This is a genomic window from Amycolatopsis sp. NPDC051758, from assembly GCF_044453095.1.
Lineage (GTDB): Bacteria > Actinomycetota > Actinomycetes > Mycobacteriales > Pseudonocardiaceae > Amycolatopsis.
The window spans coordinates 114,292-128,362 of record NZ_JBITCJ010000016.1 but is presented as its reverse complement, the minus strand read 5'-3'; the positions used below and the strand labels follow the sequence as shown (position 1 = coordinate 128,362).

Below are 14,071 nucleotides of genomic sequence, written 5' to 3'. Positions count from 1 at the left end.
CGCCGCCGCCCTCGCGAGGAGACTGCGGACAAGAGTCCGCCAGACGGACAGGAAGTGAGGACCGGGTGGAAAACAGCGCTGCCGGCCCGTTGTCCGGGCTGCTGGTCGCGGACTTCTCCCGGGTGCTCGCCGGCCCGTACGCCACGATGCTGCTGGCGGACATGGGTGCCGACGTTGTCAAGGTCGAGGGCCCGCAGGGGGACGAGACCCGCACCTGGATGCCGCCGGTCCGCGGCGACGTCTCCACCTACTACCTCGGCGTCAACCGCGGGAAGCGGTCCATCGCCCTGGACCTGCGTGAGGAGGCCGACGCCGCGGTCGCCCTCGAGCTGGCCACCCGCGCGGACGTGGTGATCGAGAACTTCAAGCCCGGCGGCCTGACCAAGTACGGCCTCGACTACGACACGGTCAAGAACACCAACCCCGGGACCGTCTACGCCTCGATCAGCGGCTTCGGCTCCGGCGACGGACGGCACGTGCCCGGCTACGACCTCATGGTGCAGGCGATCTCGGGCCTGATGAGCCTGACCGGCGATCCGGACGGCCCGCCGTACCGGGCCGGGATCTCGGTGTTCGACGTGATGGCCGGCAACCACGCGGTGATCGGCATCCTCGCCGCGCTGCGCCACCGCGACACGACCGGCGAGGGCCAGCACGTGGAGGTCAACCTGCTGTCCTCGGCGCTGACCGGGCTGGTGAACCACAGTTCGGCCTACGCCGCGGGCGGTGTGGTGCCGTACCGGATGGGCAATGCCCACCCCAGCGTCTTCCCCTACGAGCCGCTGCCGACGGCCGACAATGACCTGATCGTCGCCGCGGCCAACGACGGGCAGTTCCGCCGGCTGTGCGAGGTCCTGGACCTGCCGGACGTCCCCGACGACCCGCGCTTCGCCCGCAACGCCGACCGCACGAAGAACCGCGAGGAGCTGCGGCCGATCCTGGTGGAGCGGCTCGGCACGAAGACCGCGGTGGACTGGTTCGAGGCGCTGACGAAGGTCGGCGTCCCGTGTGGACCGATCAACACCATCGACGGCGGGTTCGCGATGGCCGAGCGGTTCGGGCTGGACCCGATCGTCGAGGTGGGTGAAGGTGAACGCGCCGTGCCCACGACCCGCCACCCGATCCGGTTCTCCGCGACGCCCGCTGCCTACCGGCTGCCGCCGCCGGAGCTCGACGAACACGGCGCCGAGCTGCGCGCCTGGCTGACCACCCCGGAAGGTGAAGATGGCTGACCCGGTTTACGAAACCGCGCTGGGCTCGTCCACGAAGGACAAGATCACGCTGCTCGGCCACGACCTCGCCGAGGACGTGATGGGCACGGTCGGCTTCGGCGAGCTGGCGTTCTGGCTGGCCACCCAGCGCCGTCCCAGCAAGGGCGAAGCGCGGGTCTTCGAGGCGGTGCTGGCCGCACTGGCCGACCACGGGTTCACCCCGACCGCGATCGTCACCCGGCTGACCTACCTGTCCGCGCCCGACTCGGTCCAGGGCGCGCTCGCCGCCGGTCTGCTGGGCGGCGGGTCGCGCTTCCTCGGCGTCACCGAGGACTGCGGCCGGTTCCTGCACGACGTCCTCACCGAAGCGGGCGCCGCGCCCACCGACGAGGCCGGCTGGGACGCGCTCGCCCTGAAGACGGTGGAAGCCGTTCGGGCGCAGGGGAAGTACGTTCCCGGGCTCGGGCACCACGTCCACAAGGACGGCGACCCGCGCACCCGGCGGCTGTTCCAGATCGCCGGCGAAGAAGACCTGCGCGGCCCGCACCTGGAGCTGTTCGCCGCGATCGGCCGGGTGCACCCGCAGGTCCTCGGGAAGACGCTGCCGCTCAACGGCGCGGGGGTGTGCGGCGCCGCGCTCGCCGACCTCGGGCTGCCGCTGGAGCTGCTGCGCGGGTTCGCGCTGCTCGCCCGGACCGCCGGGCTGATCGGCCAGCTGGCCGAGGAGCTGCGGCACCCCGTCGCGAACGACATCTTCCTGTCGGTCGACCTGAACAACCGGTCGGTCGCCCCGGACCCGGAATCCTGAGAGGAACGCCGATGCAGCTGGTCACCGAGGACAACATCACCGAGCTCGCCGCCCGGCGCTGGTCGGGCGCGCACGACCCGCGGACCGCGGAGCTCATGGCCGCGCTCGTGCGCCACCTGCACGCCTTCGCCCGCGAAGTGCGGCTGAGCGAGACCGAGTGGATGGCCGCGATGCGGTGGCTCACCGAGACCGGGAAGATCAGCAACGAGAAGCGCGAAGAGTTCATCCTCGCCTCCGACGTGCTCGGGCTGAGCATGCTGGTGGTGCAGATGAACCACGCCTTCGACGCCAAGGCCACCCCGGCGACGGTGCTCGGCCCGTTCCACATCGACGGCTCGCCGGAGCTGGAGTTCGGCGGCGACATGTCCGACGGCCTGCCCGGCACGCCGCTCTACGTCACCGGCACGGTCCGCGGACTCGACGGCTCCCCCGCCGGCGGCGCGATCCTCGACGTCTGGCAGGCCGACGAAGAGGGCGCCTACGAGTCGCAGATCCCGGACATCGACGAAGCGCGGCTGCGCGCGAAGTACGCCACGCGCGCCGACGGGGCCTACTGCGTGCGCACGATCGCGCCGAAGGGTTACTCGATCCCGATGGACGGCCCGGTCGGCGAGCTCATCGGCGGCACCGACATCAGCCACTTCCGCCCGGCGCACGTGCACTTCCTGATCAACGCGGCCGGCTACGAGCCGCTGATCACGCACCTGTTCCAGGAGGGCGCCGAGTACCTCGACAGGGACGTCGTGTTCGGCACCAAGCAGGAGCTGGTCGTGTCCTTCGAGCCCCGCGAGCCCGGCCCGACGCCCGACGGCGGCGAGTCGGCCGAGCCGTGGCTCGAAGCGCGTTACGACTTCGTCCTCCAGCCCGTCTGACCGCGGTGCGCGCGGCGGAGATCCGGACGGCCGGCGGTCCCCCGGTGGTGGCCGACCGGCCGGTGCCCGAACCCGGGGCCGGCGAGGTCGCGGTGAGCGTCACCGCCGCGCCGATCAGCCCGCTCGACCTGCTCTGCGCGTCCGGCACGTCCTACTTCGGCCGGCCCGAGACGCCGTACGTGCCGGGGGTCCAGGGGGTCGGGGTGCTGACCCGGCCGACACCGACAGAGCCGGCCGGGACCGCGGTCTGGTTCGCCACGACCGCGGGCATGCGGCCCGGGGACGGCAGCATGGCCGAGCACGCCGTGGTCTCCCCCGCCGACCTGGTGGTCCTGCCGTCCGGAGCGGACCACGCGCTGGTGGCGGCGCTCGGGCTCTCGGCGGTGGCGGCGTGGATGTGCTTGACCTGGAAGGGAACCCTCGTCCCGGGCGAGACCGTGCTCGTGCTCGGCGCGGGCGGTGTGGTCGGCCAGTCGGCGGTGCAGCTGGCCCGCGTGGCCGGGGCCGGGCACGTCATCGCGTGTGCGCGGTCCGCCGCCGCGCTGGAGCGGGCCCGGCGGCTCGGCGCGGACACCGTTGTCCAGCTCGCAGAAGACGACGACGTCGAGCGGCTGGCGCGGCGGCTCGGCGACACCCCGGTCGACCTGGTGATCGACCCGGTCAGCGGGATCCCGGCCGCGGCGGCGCTGCGCACCCTGCGCCCGGGCGGGCGGCTGGTGAACCTCGGCAGCGCGGCCGGTGACGAGTGCCCGGTGTCCTCGGCCGTGCTGCGCAGCAGGTCACTGCACATCCACGGCTACACGAACAATGAGCTCGACACCGGCCGGCGCAGCGAAGCGCTCCTCACGGTGGTGGAGCACGCCATCGCCGGAGCGCTCACCGTCGACCACGAGCGCGTCCCCCTGCACGACGCCGGTGCGGCCTGGACCCGACCGGGCCGGATCGTGCTGGTGCCCTAGCGGGCGTAGCCGTTTTCGATCAGCCGCTTGCCGATCTGGTCGTAGACGGCCGGGTCGTCCGGCGCGACCGTGGCCAGGCCGTCGACGTACCGGTTGAACAGGCAGAAGGACGCCGCGATCAGGACGGTGTCGTGCAGCTCGAGGTCGGTCGCGCCCTCGGCGCGGGCGGCCGCGACCAGCTCTTCGGTGACCGCGCGGCCCGTCTCCCGCACCGCGAGCGCGATCCGCAGCAGCGCCTTGAGCTTCGCCGACACGGGGGCGTCGTCGATCCCACCGCACGCGGCGTCGACAACGGCCTGGCCACCGTCGAGGGTCTGGGCCGCCACGGCGGAGTGGCTGCCGGTGCAGAACCGGCATTCGTTGCCGTTGGACACGACGGCCGCGATCAGCTCACGCTCCCCGACGGTGAGGGTGCTGGGGCCGCGCAACAGCACCTCGCCCAGCTGCCCGAGCGGCGCCGCGGTCTCCGGCCGGTAGGCGAAGAGCGCCGAGATGCCCGGCAGCTGCGGGTCGAGCGGGATGTGCGGCATCAGGTCCTCCTCGCGGGGGTGAAGATCTTCCCCGAGAAGTCTTTCGGGTGGCGGCGGCCCGGCCAACCTCCGTGTTGCGCAACCGGGCCGCCGCCGAAAGGCTCAGCTGATGGTGAAGTCGTCGGCGTAGAGGGCACTTTGGCCGTACCAGCCGTGGACGTAGACCGTCACCGCGCCCGAGGCGCCGGTCGTGAACGGCACCGACAGCTGCGTCCAGCCGCTGCTCGAGGTCCACGTGCTGGCGTTCGCGCCGCCCCGGACCCCGAGGTAGGCGTAGTTGCCCTGCACCCAGGCCTTGAGCGTGTAGGCGTGGTTCGGGGCGAGCGTGACGTTCTGCGCCGCTTCCCCGGTGGCCGAGGCGGTGGGCACCACCTGCAGCGCGTGGGTCCCGGAGTGGGCAGGCGTGGCGACGATCGAGTCACCCGCCGCGCTCCACGGGCTCAGCACGCCGGTCTCGAAGCCGCCGTTGACCACCCCACCCGCGGGCGGGGTGCCCTTCACGGTGAGGGTGAAGGTGGCGCTGTGGCTGCCGGACGTCGCGGCGCCGGTCACGGTGAGCGGGTAGACCCCGGGGACCGCCGCCGACGTGGTGCTGACCGACAGTGTCGCGGTGCCACCCGCGGTCACCGAGCCCGGGCTGACCGACGCGGTGACGCCGGCGGGCGCGCCGGTGACCGACAGCGCCACCTGCTGCGCGGACCCGGACGTCACCGCGGTGCTGACGGTCGCGGTGGCCGAGCCACCCGGGTCGACCGCGGCCGAGGACGGGTTCGCCGCCAGCGAGAAGTCGTTGCCCGGCACGGAGGTGCCGCCGGTGAAGGGTTCGAAGGCGTGGCTGAAGAACCACGTGTCCTGGGCGATGCCGGAGCAGTTGTCCGCGGCCGCGCCACCGGGGCAGCTGCCGTTGTCGCGCTGCAGGGCCCAGAACGAAATCATGTTGATGCCCTTGGAGACCGCCCAGTTGTAGACAGTGGCGGCGTCGGCGGTCGTGAACGTCTCGGCCGGGCCGAAGTCGTCGACGCCGATCATCTCGGTGACCCCGACCATCGCCCACAGCTGCGCCTGCGTCTTGCCCGGGTAGAGGGCGGCGAGCTGGGAGACCAGCCCGGTGGCGGCGGTCTGGGTGTCGGTGGCCATCTGGTGGGCGGCGTTGTCGTAGTAGTCGAAGGTCATGAGGTTGACGACGTCGACGCGCGCGCCGTTGGAGACGGCGTTGCGCAGCACGGCGAGCCCGCTGTCGGCGAGGCCGCGGGTGGTCGTGGGCAGGGTGTAGGAGATCTGCAGCGACCGCCCCGACGCCGCGGCCCAGTCCTGGACCTTCTTGATGGCCTTGTTGCGGCGGTCGATCCCGGCGGTGTTGGTGAGCGAGTTGTCCTCGATGTCCATGTCGAGCCGCGGGACGTCGTAGGTGGTGATCACCGCCTCGTAGGCGGCCGCGATCGAGTCGACGTTGGTGCAGCTGTCGGCGATTTCGGTGCCGGTGTTGTCCGCGGTGTAGCCGCCGAAGGACGGGATGACGTCACCGCCGCGGGAGCGGATCGTGGTGATGTCCGAGCCGAACGTGGCGGTGGAGATCGGCATCCCGGTGTCACCGTTCCAGTAGACGGTGCAGGAACCCTTGGTGGCGGCCTGGATGAAGGCCATCGTCAGGTGCTTGGCGCCGGACTGCTGTGCGAGCGCGGCCGGGCTCTCCCCCGTCCAGGCTTCGAAGTAGGGGGCGAACACGTGCGCGGGCAGCGGCGTGGCGGCCTGCGCGGTCCCGGCGCCGGCGACCGGAGTGCCGGTGAAAACCGCTGTGAGGGCTAGGAAAACGGACATTCGGAAGAAAGGTCTGCGTCGACGCATCAGTGCTCCAAAAGCCGGCGGGGAGCCGTGCTGCGGCGTCGCACGGCGGGACCACCTCAGGATTGGATCAGACCAATCGATGCGTCAAGGTCTAGACCATTAAACCGGCCGGATGGTGGTAGCCGTTGCTCATGTCCGCAATGTCGGATCCGGCCGCGCGCCGACCACAGCGGGTGATTAACGATCGGAACAAAAACGTGCCAACTCCTGCGATCTGCCGGTAGCGTGCGCGTCCATGCGGGTGACGTGGGGGAAGATTGGACAACGCAGAGTGACCAAGCCGTGGCGGGCGGCCCCGAAGGCTGCCCTCTCCAGCCCGCTGACGCTGATCGTGGCGGCCGTGACCTCGCTGCTGGCCTGTTTCCTCGGCACCGCAGCGGTCCTGCAGGCCTCCGCCGCCGGCGGCGCGACCGTCGCCTACCAGACCGGGATCACCTGCCCCGACAGCTACGGCCCGGTGTTCGGCAAGGGCAACATCCCGGTCAAGGACATCCCGGCGATCACCTCGGCCGTCCGGCGGCACGCGCCCGCGCACGGCTTCGGCACGCCCGTCGTCGGCCAGTACACGAACGTGCTGCCCGGCACCCAGTTCAACGGCGACCCGCACTACAAGATCCGCCTCGGGTACCGCGACCAGGCCGGTCTGGACAACCTGACGCTGCAGCAGGGCACCCGCGCGCCGGGGCTGTGGCTGGGCAACGTCGTGGCCGACGCCGAGCACATCGGGGTCGGCGCGAAGCCGAGCATCCAGGGCATCGGGCTGCCGCCGGTCACCGGCATCTACCGCGACCTGCTCGACCCGCCGCCGCGGTGGTGGTGCTCGCAGCAGTCGGGCGCGGTGGTGGACCGGCTGGCCAACGACCCGATCGACTCGATCGTCTTCGCCACCGACGGCAAGACCTTCGACGACGCGGTCAAGGCCATCGGCCTGCGCACGATGCAGTACTTCCACATCTCGTTCTACGAACCGGCGCCGACCACCCTCAGCGGGGCCGAGGACCTGCTGCAGCGCTCGCACGACCTCGTCGCCGACGTCCGCGCGGACCTGACCGCCCAGGGGCTCGGCTCGCTGGTCGCCGCGGACGTCCCGACGTTCGAACGCTCGGTGCAGATCGCGCGCCAGGCCGAGGACAACGTGTTCGTGTCGATCCTGCCGCTGGCGCTGATCAGCGTCCTGGTCGGTTGCGCGGGCCTGGGCACGGTCGCCCTGCAGTGGTACCAGCGGCGCCACGCGCAGCTGCGGCTGCTCTCGGCCCGCGGCAGCGGCCCGGCGGCCCTCGGCGGGCTCGCCGTAGCCGAACTGGGCCTGCCGATCCTGCTCGGCGGCGCGGCCGGAGCGGCCGCCGCGCGACTACTGCTCCGGGTGTACGGCCCGGACGGCGCGCCCGACCCCACGGCGGAGCTGCGGGCCGGCGCGGTCGCGGCCGGGACGCTGCTGGTGTCGCTCGCGCTGCTGGCGCTCGTCGTCGCCGTTCGGGTGCACCGGGAGTTCGAACTGGGCCGGGTGCGCGGCAAGGGCAACCGGGTGCGGCTGCTGGGGTACTTCCCGTGGGAGCTCGCGACCGCGGGGATGGCCTGGCTCGGCTGGAACCGCCTGACGCACTACGGCACCGCGTCCCGGCTCGGAAATCCATTACCCCAGGTCGACCCGCTGGCCCTGACCTACCCGGTGTTCGTCGTGCTGACCGTCGGGCTGCTGACCGCGCGGCTGGCGTGGCTGGCCCTGCACGCCTCCCACCGGGCCCGGTTCTGGTCACGTCCGGCGCTGCAGCTGGCGATCCGGCGGCTGGCCGGCGCCCGCGCCCCGGTGACCGGGGTGCTCGTGATCGGCACCCTCGCCATCGGCACGCTGGCCACCGGCATCGGCATCGCGCGCGGCCAGGAGGAAGCCCTCGACACCAAGTCGGCGATCTTCGTCGGCAGCAACGCCCGCCTCGACACCGACAGCCCGATCGGCATGGGTGACGTCGCGATGCCGGCGTCACTGGCCGGGACGAGCACGGTGGTCGGTGAGCTGACCGGCACCGGCAGCGTGGTGCTGGTCGTCGACCCCGCGACGTTCACCAAGGGCGCCGCCGTCGACCGCGTGCCGGGCGACGTCGGCGAACTGCTGCGGAAGATCGCACAACCGGACCCGCGCGGCACCCCGGTGATCCGCGTCGGGCACACGGCCAAGCAGACCACCGAGCTGCCGGACGGGCTCCCCGACGCCGTCACCGTCGGGGACCTGCCGGTGTTCCCGATGATCGGCACCTCACCCGGATACGTCGTGTCCCGCACGGTGCTGAGCCACGCGCAGCTCGACAGCGTTCCGAAGTGGAGCGTGCTGACCAGCGCCCCGATGGCGGAGGCGACCACCGCACTGCGCGCCGCGGGGGTGTTCATCCCGAACCGGGTCAGCCGCGAGAGCGCACTGGACGGGCTGCCGTTCTTCGTCGTGTCGTGGACGTTCTCGTTCGTGGCGCTGCTCGGCGCGGTCCTCGGGGTGGTGGCGATCCTGGCGCTGCTCGTGGCCGTGGAGGTGCGCCGGCGGCAGAACGCGCTCGCCGGCGCCTTGGTGCTGCGGATGGGAATGCGGCCACGGACACTGCTCGCGAGTCACCTGATGGAGCTCGGCGCGCTGAGCGGGCTGGCGATCGTGGTCGGGGTGGTGTGCGGGGTCTCGGTGGCCGGGCTGTCGGTGCCGCGGTTCGACCCGGCGACGTTCCTCGCGCCCCGCTCGGAGCTGCCGAACCCGCTGCCGTTCGTGCTGACCGTGCTGGCCATCGGCGTGCTGGTGGTGGGCCTGGCCGGCTGGATCGCGGTGCGCTCGGTGCGCACCGCCCGGACCGCGGAGCTGATCCGTGCCTGAGAAACCGATCTTCTCCCTGCGTGGCATCGGCGTGGACTACCCGACCCCCGCCGGGGTGGTCACCGGCGTCGACGACGTCAGCATCGATGTCCCGGCGCGCGGGATGACCGTGCTGGCCGGGCCGTCCGGGTCCGGGAAGTCGACCCTGCTGCGGGTGCTGGGCCTGTTCGAACAGCCCGCCCGCGGCACGCTGACCTTCCAGGGCGCCGACGTCCGCAAGCTCAAGCACCGCGAGCGGCGGGCGCTGCGCCGCAACCACCTGGGGCTGGTGTTCCAGAACCCGTCGGACAACCTGCTGGGCTACCTCAGCGTGGCGGACAACCTCCGCGCGGCCGCCGAGGCCGCGGGCACGGAGTGCAACGCCGACGACATCCTCGGCCAGCTCGGCCTGCACGGCACCGGCGGCTGGAAGATCACCGCGCTCTCGGGCGGGCAGCAGCAGCGGCTGGCGTTCGGGTGTGTGCTCGCCGCGCGCTCGACGGTGATCCTGGCCGACGAACCGACGTCCCAGCTGGACGAAGCGTCGGCCGACCTGGTGCTGGACACGCTGCAGTACCTGGTGGACCAGGACTTCGCGGTCCTGGTCGCCTCGCACGACGAACGCCTCATCGACCTCGGCGCGCGGGTGGCCCGGCTGCACAAGGGCGCCCTCGAAGGCATCGAAGAACGGGAGCCGCAGCCATGACCGCGGAAGTCGCGCCGTCCATGCTGGAAGCCGTCGGACTGCGCCGCAGCTTCGCCCACCCCAGCGGGGACATCGAGGTGCTGCGCGGGCTCGAGCTGCGCGTCGCCGCCGGTGAGCTGGTCACGGTGTCGGGCCGGTCGGGATCGGGCAAGAGCGCGCTGCTGGCCCTGCTGTGCGGGTTCGACTCCCCCGACTCCGGGTGCGTCCTGCTGGACGGCGTCCCGATAAGCGGCGCCCCGCCGTGGCACACCTGCGCCGTGCTGCCGCAGGCGCTCGGGCTGGCCAACGAGCTGACCATCGCGGAGAACGTCGCCCTGCCGCTGCGGCTGCGGTCCGACGTGCCGCGGCCCTCCAACGCCGACATCGGCGCGCGCGTCACCGAGCTGCTCGACGAGCTGGGCATCGGCGAGCTCGGCGACCGCTACCCGCTGGAAGTGTCGTTCGGGCAGCAGCAACGGGTCGCGCTGGCCCGCGCGGTCGCCGGCCGGCCGCGCGTGCTGCTGACCGACGAGCCGACCGCGCACCTGGACGCCGGCTCGACCCCGCGGGTGCTGCGGCTGCTGCGCCGGTGCGCTGCCGAGGGGGCGGCGGTCATCGTCGCGACCCACGACGACGAGGTCCACCGCATCGCCGACCGCCGCGTCCGCCTCCTCGACGGGGTGCTCACCGCGCTGCTGGACTAACCGATCAGGAATCGAGAAGCGCTGGTCAGCGGGCCGGAATAACGTCGTCGACGTAAGCACCGACGACTTCAGGAGCACCGATGAGCACCCAGGGGATCAAGACCGTCCTGCACCCCGTCACCGACGTGGCCGCCGCCAAGGCCGTCTACACCGCCCTGCTCGGCATCGAACCGCAGGCCGACGCCCCCTACTACGTCGGCTACGACACCGCGGGCCAGCACATCGGCCTGGTGCCGAACGGCGCGCAGCAGGGCATGACCGGCCCGGTGACGTACTGGCACGTCGCCGACATCGAGGCGAAGCTCGCCGAAGTGACCGCCGCCGGCGCGAAGATCAAGGACGAGCCGAAGGACGTCGGCAACGGCCGCCTGGTGGCGACGTTCACCGACGCCGACGGCAACGTCCTCGGCGTGCTGCAGGACCCCGAGCAGGCTTAGTCCAGCGCGGTCGCCCGGCTGACGTCCTCCCAGGCGGCCAGATCGGCGGCGAGCGCTTCGTGCTGGGCCCGGATCGCCGCCACGGCGTCCGCGCCCAGCGCGAGGTGCAGCGGCGCGTCGGCACTGCCCACCGCGCGGACGATCGCCGCGGCGGCCTTGGCCGGGTCGCCGGGCTGGGTGCCGTCCATCGCCTCGACCGCGTCGCGCGTGCCCGACGTCGACACGGCGTAGGCGTCGATCGTGCGGGAGCGGTGCATCCGGCCGCCGCCGAACTCCGTGCGGAACGCGCCGGGCTCGACGATCAGCACCCGCACCCCGAACGGCGCGACCTCCGCCGCCAGCGCCTCCGACAGCCCTTCCAACGCGAACTTCGCCGCGCTGTAGGCGCCGAAGCCGGGCATCGACAGCTGCCCACCCATGGAGCTGATCTGCACAACCGTGCCGCTGCCTTGGGCACGCAGGTGCGGCAGCACCGCCTTGGTCACCTCGGCCGCGCCGAAGAACATCACCTCCATCAGGCCGCGCAGCTCGTCCATCGTCAGCTCCTCGACCGCGCCGACCGAGCCGTTGCCGGCGTTGTTGACCACCACGTCGATGCGCCCGAACGCCTCGAGCGCGGTCTTCACCGCGGCGTCGACCTGTCCGGCGTCGGTGACGTCCAGCTCCGCCGTCCGGACCCGGTCACCGCCGTGTTCCTGCAGTCCCGCCAGCGTTTCCGGCCGCCGAGCGGTGGCCAGCACCCGGTCGCCGGCGGCGAGCGCGGCCAGCGCGATCTCCCGGCCGAAGCCTGCGGAGCAGCCGGTGATCAGCCAGACGCGGCCGTCGGTGTTCGTCATGGTCGGTTTCCTCCCAGTGGTTTCCTCCTCCATCCTGGGGACGAGCACCGCCGCGCCGCCAACACCGATGTCCTGCCGGGGCTACAGTCTGAGCCTGTGACCCCCGAGCTGCGGCAGCTGCGCTACTTCGTCGCCGTCGCCGACGAAACCAGCTTCACGCGCGCCGCCGCCGGCCTCCACATCGCACAGCAGTCGCTGTCCCAGCAGATCACCGTGCTGGAACGCACCCTCGGCACGCGCCTGTTCGACCGGGACCCGCGCGGCGCCCGCCTCACCACCGCCGGGCAGCTGTTCCTCCCCGAGGCCCGCGCGGTCCTCACCCGAGCCGAAGAAGCCGTCGCAACACTCGGCCGGGCGGTGCGCGGCGAGATCGGCACCGTGCGCCTGGCGTTCCTCACCACCACGGCGAACTACCTGCTGCCCCCGGTGGTCCGCGCGGTCCGCACCCGGTTCCCCGACCTCGCGGTGACCACGGCCGAGGCGTCGATCGCCGAGCTCGTCGACGGCCTGCGCGAGGACCGGTTCGATCTGGCGTTCACCCGGCCACCCCTGGTCGACGGCCTGGCGTCACGGACGCTGCTGACCGAGGAGGTGTGCGCGGTCCTCCCGGACGGCCACCCCCTGGCCGATCGCGCGACGCTGGACCTGGCGGACCTGGCAGGCGAACCGTGGGTGCTGACCCCGCGCGACAGCTGGGAACCCTGGCACCGCAGCTACGACGCCGACTTCGCCGCCGCCGGCTTCACCCCGCGGGTCGTCCAGCGCGCCGCCACCGTCCAGGGCCTGCTGGGACTCGTCGCGGCCGAGGTCGGCGTCACCCGGCTGACCCGGTCGTCCCACAGCCTGCGCCGCAGCGGGGTGGCGTTCGTGCCGCTGGCGCACGACATCGCCCGGACCGAGCTGGTCTGGTTGCCGGGCAACGACAACCCGGCCCGGCCGGCGATCGTGGAGGTCGCCCTTGAGCTCGCGGCGACCACGGACCTGACCGAAGCGGGCTAGAACGTCTTGGCCGCGTCCCGGGCCGCCTCGTGGGCGATCCGGCCCAGCTCGTCGGCGTCACCGGTGAGGGTCGGGTGGAAGCGGATCTCGGTGACGTCGTCGATCCCGGTCCAGTTCAGCCAGCCGGTGAAGAACGGCGCCTGGAAGTCCGTGCCGAACTCCGGGCCGAGCCCGGGACCCCACACCGCGCTCGTGTAGACGACGGCGGCACGCTTGCCGCGGCCGGCGAGCAGGCCCTCGTAGCCGGTCACCGCGTCGACGCCGAACACCAGCCCCGGCTGGGACACGACGTCGACGAACTGCTTGAGGATGTACGGCACCCCGGTGTTCCACATCGGGACGCTGAACAGGATCCGGTCGGCGGCGTCGAACCGGGCGAACGCCGCCTTCGCCGCCTCCCACGCCGCGGCCTGCTCACCCTGCGGGGTGCCACCGCCGAAGACGGTCATCTTCGCGCGCGCCGCGGCCGGGCCGAACGCGGGCAGCGAGCCGTCCCAGAGGTCCCATTCCTCGACCTCGGCGTCCGGGTGGATCGTGCGGTAGGTGCTCAGGAAGGTAGCTGCCAGGCGCAGCGACTGGGAGTCTTCCCCACGTGGGGACGCGGAAATGTGCAGCAGATCAGGCATGTCGGTGCTCCTCGGGTGGGGTGTCGGCTTCCGCCGGACGAAGAATCGGACTAGAGTCCGCTTATGTCTCCGAACCGTAGCGGACCCGAGTCCGCTTCGTCAACGCCGGTCGAACTCCCGATCCTCGGCGCACCCGTACGCGAACGAGCCGACGCCGCCCGCAACCGGATCCGCGTCCTCGCCGCCGCCGAAACCCTGTTCACCGAACGCGGCGTCGACGCGGTCACCATGGACGACGTCGCGAACGCCGCCGGCGTCGGCAAAGGCACGCTCTACCGCCGCTTCGGCGACAAAGGCGGCCTCGCCATGGCCCTGCTCGACGAACGGGAACGCGAACTCCAGGAACGCCTCCTCACCGGCCCACCACCCCTCGGCCCCGGCGCGCCACCCATCGACCGGCTCGGCGCGTTCATCAAGGCCTATCTCGAGTTCCTGGCCCGTCAGCTCGACCTCGTCCTGCTCTCGGAAACCGCGACCACCGGCGCCCGCTTCCGGACCGGCGCCCACACCCTCTGGCGCCGGCACTGCCACCACCTGCTCGAAACCGGCGGCGCGCCCGACCCCGAAATCGCCGCGGACGTCCTGCTCGCCGCCCTGTCCGCCGAACAGGTCCGCCACTGGCTCCACGACCGGCAGCGCACCGCGCAGACCCTGGCCGACTCCCTCGTCCGCCTGGTTCGACCCTGGATGACAGCCGCGCCCGGAAAGTGACCTTCCCCCGATACGGTC

Annotated in this window: 14 protein-coding genes; 10 read left to right on the top strand and 4 right to left on the bottom strand. The window is 72.3% G+C overall.

The annotated features are described in order from the left end of the window. Positions 1–65: 65 nt before the first annotated feature. From ACIA5G_RS47745 to ACIA5G_RS47730, 4 genes are read left to right on the top strand one after another with little or no spacing between them, the layout of a single operon-like run. Positions 66–1,232 (top strand): CaiB/BaiF CoA transferase family protein, encoded by a 1,167-nt coding sequence (locus ACIA5G_RS47745; RefSeq protein ID WP_395936059.1) that lies wholly within the window; start codon positions 66–68, stop codon positions 1,230–1,232. Continuing rightward, the gene (locus ACIA5G_RS47740; RefSeq protein ID WP_395936054.1) at positions 1,225–2,019 is read left to right on the top strand and encodes a citryl-CoA lyase; all 795 of its coding nucleotides are present in this window, start codon (positions 1,225–1,227) and stop codon (positions 2,017–2,019) included. The genes ACIA5G_RS47745 and ACIA5G_RS47740 overlap by 8 nt, the downstream gene beginning before the upstream one ends. A gap of 11 nt (positions 2,020–2,030) precedes the next feature. Continuing rightward, entirely contained in the window at positions 2,031–2,891 is an 861-nt protein-coding gene (locus tag ACIA5G_RS47735; protein ID WP_395936052.1) for a dioxygenase, read from the top strand. A gap of 5 nt (positions 2,892–2,896) precedes the next feature. Further along, on the top strand, positions 2,897–3,850 hold the full coding sequence (locus tag ACIA5G_RS47730) for a zinc-binding alcohol dehydrogenase family protein (RefSeq protein ID WP_395936050.1): 954 nt from the start codon (positions 2,897–2,899) through the stop codon (positions 3,848–3,850). Here ACIA5G_RS47730 and ACIA5G_RS47725 read toward each other — a convergent pair. Together ACIA5G_RS47725 and ACIA5G_RS47720 are read right to left on the bottom strand one after the other, a co-directional pair. Continuing rightward, positions 3,847–4,380 (bottom strand): carboxymuconolactone decarboxylase family protein, encoded by a 534-nt coding sequence (locus ACIA5G_RS47725; protein WP_395936048.1) that lies wholly within the window; start codon positions 4,378–4,380, stop codon positions 3,847–3,849. The two genes, ACIA5G_RS47730 and ACIA5G_RS47725, sit on opposite strands and share 4 nt — an antisense overlap. Before the next feature lie 102 nt (positions 4,381–4,482). Continuing rightward, entirely contained in the window at positions 4,483–6,198 is a 1,716-nt protein-coding gene (locus ACIA5G_RS47720; protein WP_395936046.1) for a glycosyl hydrolase family 18 protein, read from the bottom strand. A gap of 298 nt (positions 6,199–6,496) precedes the next feature. Between ACIA5G_RS47720 and ACIA5G_RS47715 the strand changes: the two genes are divergently transcribed. From ACIA5G_RS47715 to ACIA5G_RS47700, 4 genes are all read left to right on the top strand, one after another. After that, complete coding sequence (locus tag ACIA5G_RS47715; protein ID WP_395936044.1) at positions 6,497–9,076, top strand: FtsX-like permease family protein; 2,580 nt, start codon at positions 6,497–6,499, stop codon at positions 9,074–9,076. Then, complete coding sequence (locus tag ACIA5G_RS47710) at positions 9,069–9,761, top strand: ABC transporter ATP-binding protein (protein ID WP_395936042.1); 693 nt, start codon at positions 9,069–9,071, stop codon at positions 9,759–9,761. Before ACIA5G_RS47715 ends, ACIA5G_RS47710 begins: the two co-directional genes overlap by 8 nt. Next, positions 9,758–10,444, top strand: a complete 687-nt coding sequence (locus ACIA5G_RS47705; RefSeq protein ID WP_395936040.1) for an ABC transporter ATP-binding protein — start codon at positions 9,758–9,760, stop codon at positions 10,442–10,444. Before ACIA5G_RS47710 ends, ACIA5G_RS47705 begins: the two co-directional genes overlap by 4 nt. A gap of 80 nt (positions 10,445–10,524) precedes the next feature. Continuing rightward, on the top strand, positions 10,525–10,881 hold the full coding sequence (locus tag ACIA5G_RS47700; protein WP_395936038.1) for a VOC family protein: 357 nt from the start codon (positions 10,525–10,527) through the stop codon (positions 10,879–10,881). On the opposite strand, the gene ACIA5G_RS47695 is transcribed toward ACIA5G_RS47700, so the two are convergent. After that, a complete protein-coding gene (locus ACIA5G_RS47695; RefSeq protein WP_395936036.1) occupies positions 10,878–11,717 on the bottom strand; it encodes an oxidoreductase in 840 nt (279 codons plus the stop codon). The genes ACIA5G_RS47700 and ACIA5G_RS47695 overlap by 4 nt on opposite strands. A gap of 96 nt (positions 11,718–11,813) precedes the next feature. Here ACIA5G_RS47695 and ACIA5G_RS47690 point away from each other — a divergent pair, with 96 nt between their 5' ends. Further along, positions 11,814–12,716, top strand: a complete 903-nt coding sequence (locus ACIA5G_RS47690; RefSeq protein ID WP_395936034.1) for a LysR family transcriptional regulator — start codon at positions 11,814–11,816, stop codon at positions 12,714–12,716. On the opposite strand, the gene ACIA5G_RS47685 is transcribed toward ACIA5G_RS47690, so the two are convergent. Continuing rightward, positions 12,713–13,342, bottom strand: a complete 630-nt coding sequence (locus tag ACIA5G_RS47685; RefSeq protein ID WP_395936032.1) for an FMN-dependent NADH-azoreductase — start codon at positions 13,340–13,342, stop codon at positions 12,713–12,715. The genes ACIA5G_RS47690 and ACIA5G_RS47685 overlap by 4 nt on opposite strands. A 63-nt stretch (positions 13,343–13,405) precedes the next feature. Here ACIA5G_RS47685 and ACIA5G_RS47680 point away from each other — a divergent pair, with 63 nt between their 5' ends. Beyond that, a complete protein-coding gene (locus ACIA5G_RS47680; RefSeq protein WP_395936030.1) occupies positions 13,406–14,053 on the top strand; it encodes a TetR/AcrR family transcriptional regulator in 648 nt (215 codons plus the stop codon). The last annotated feature ends 18 nt before the right edge of the window (positions 14,054–14,071 follow it).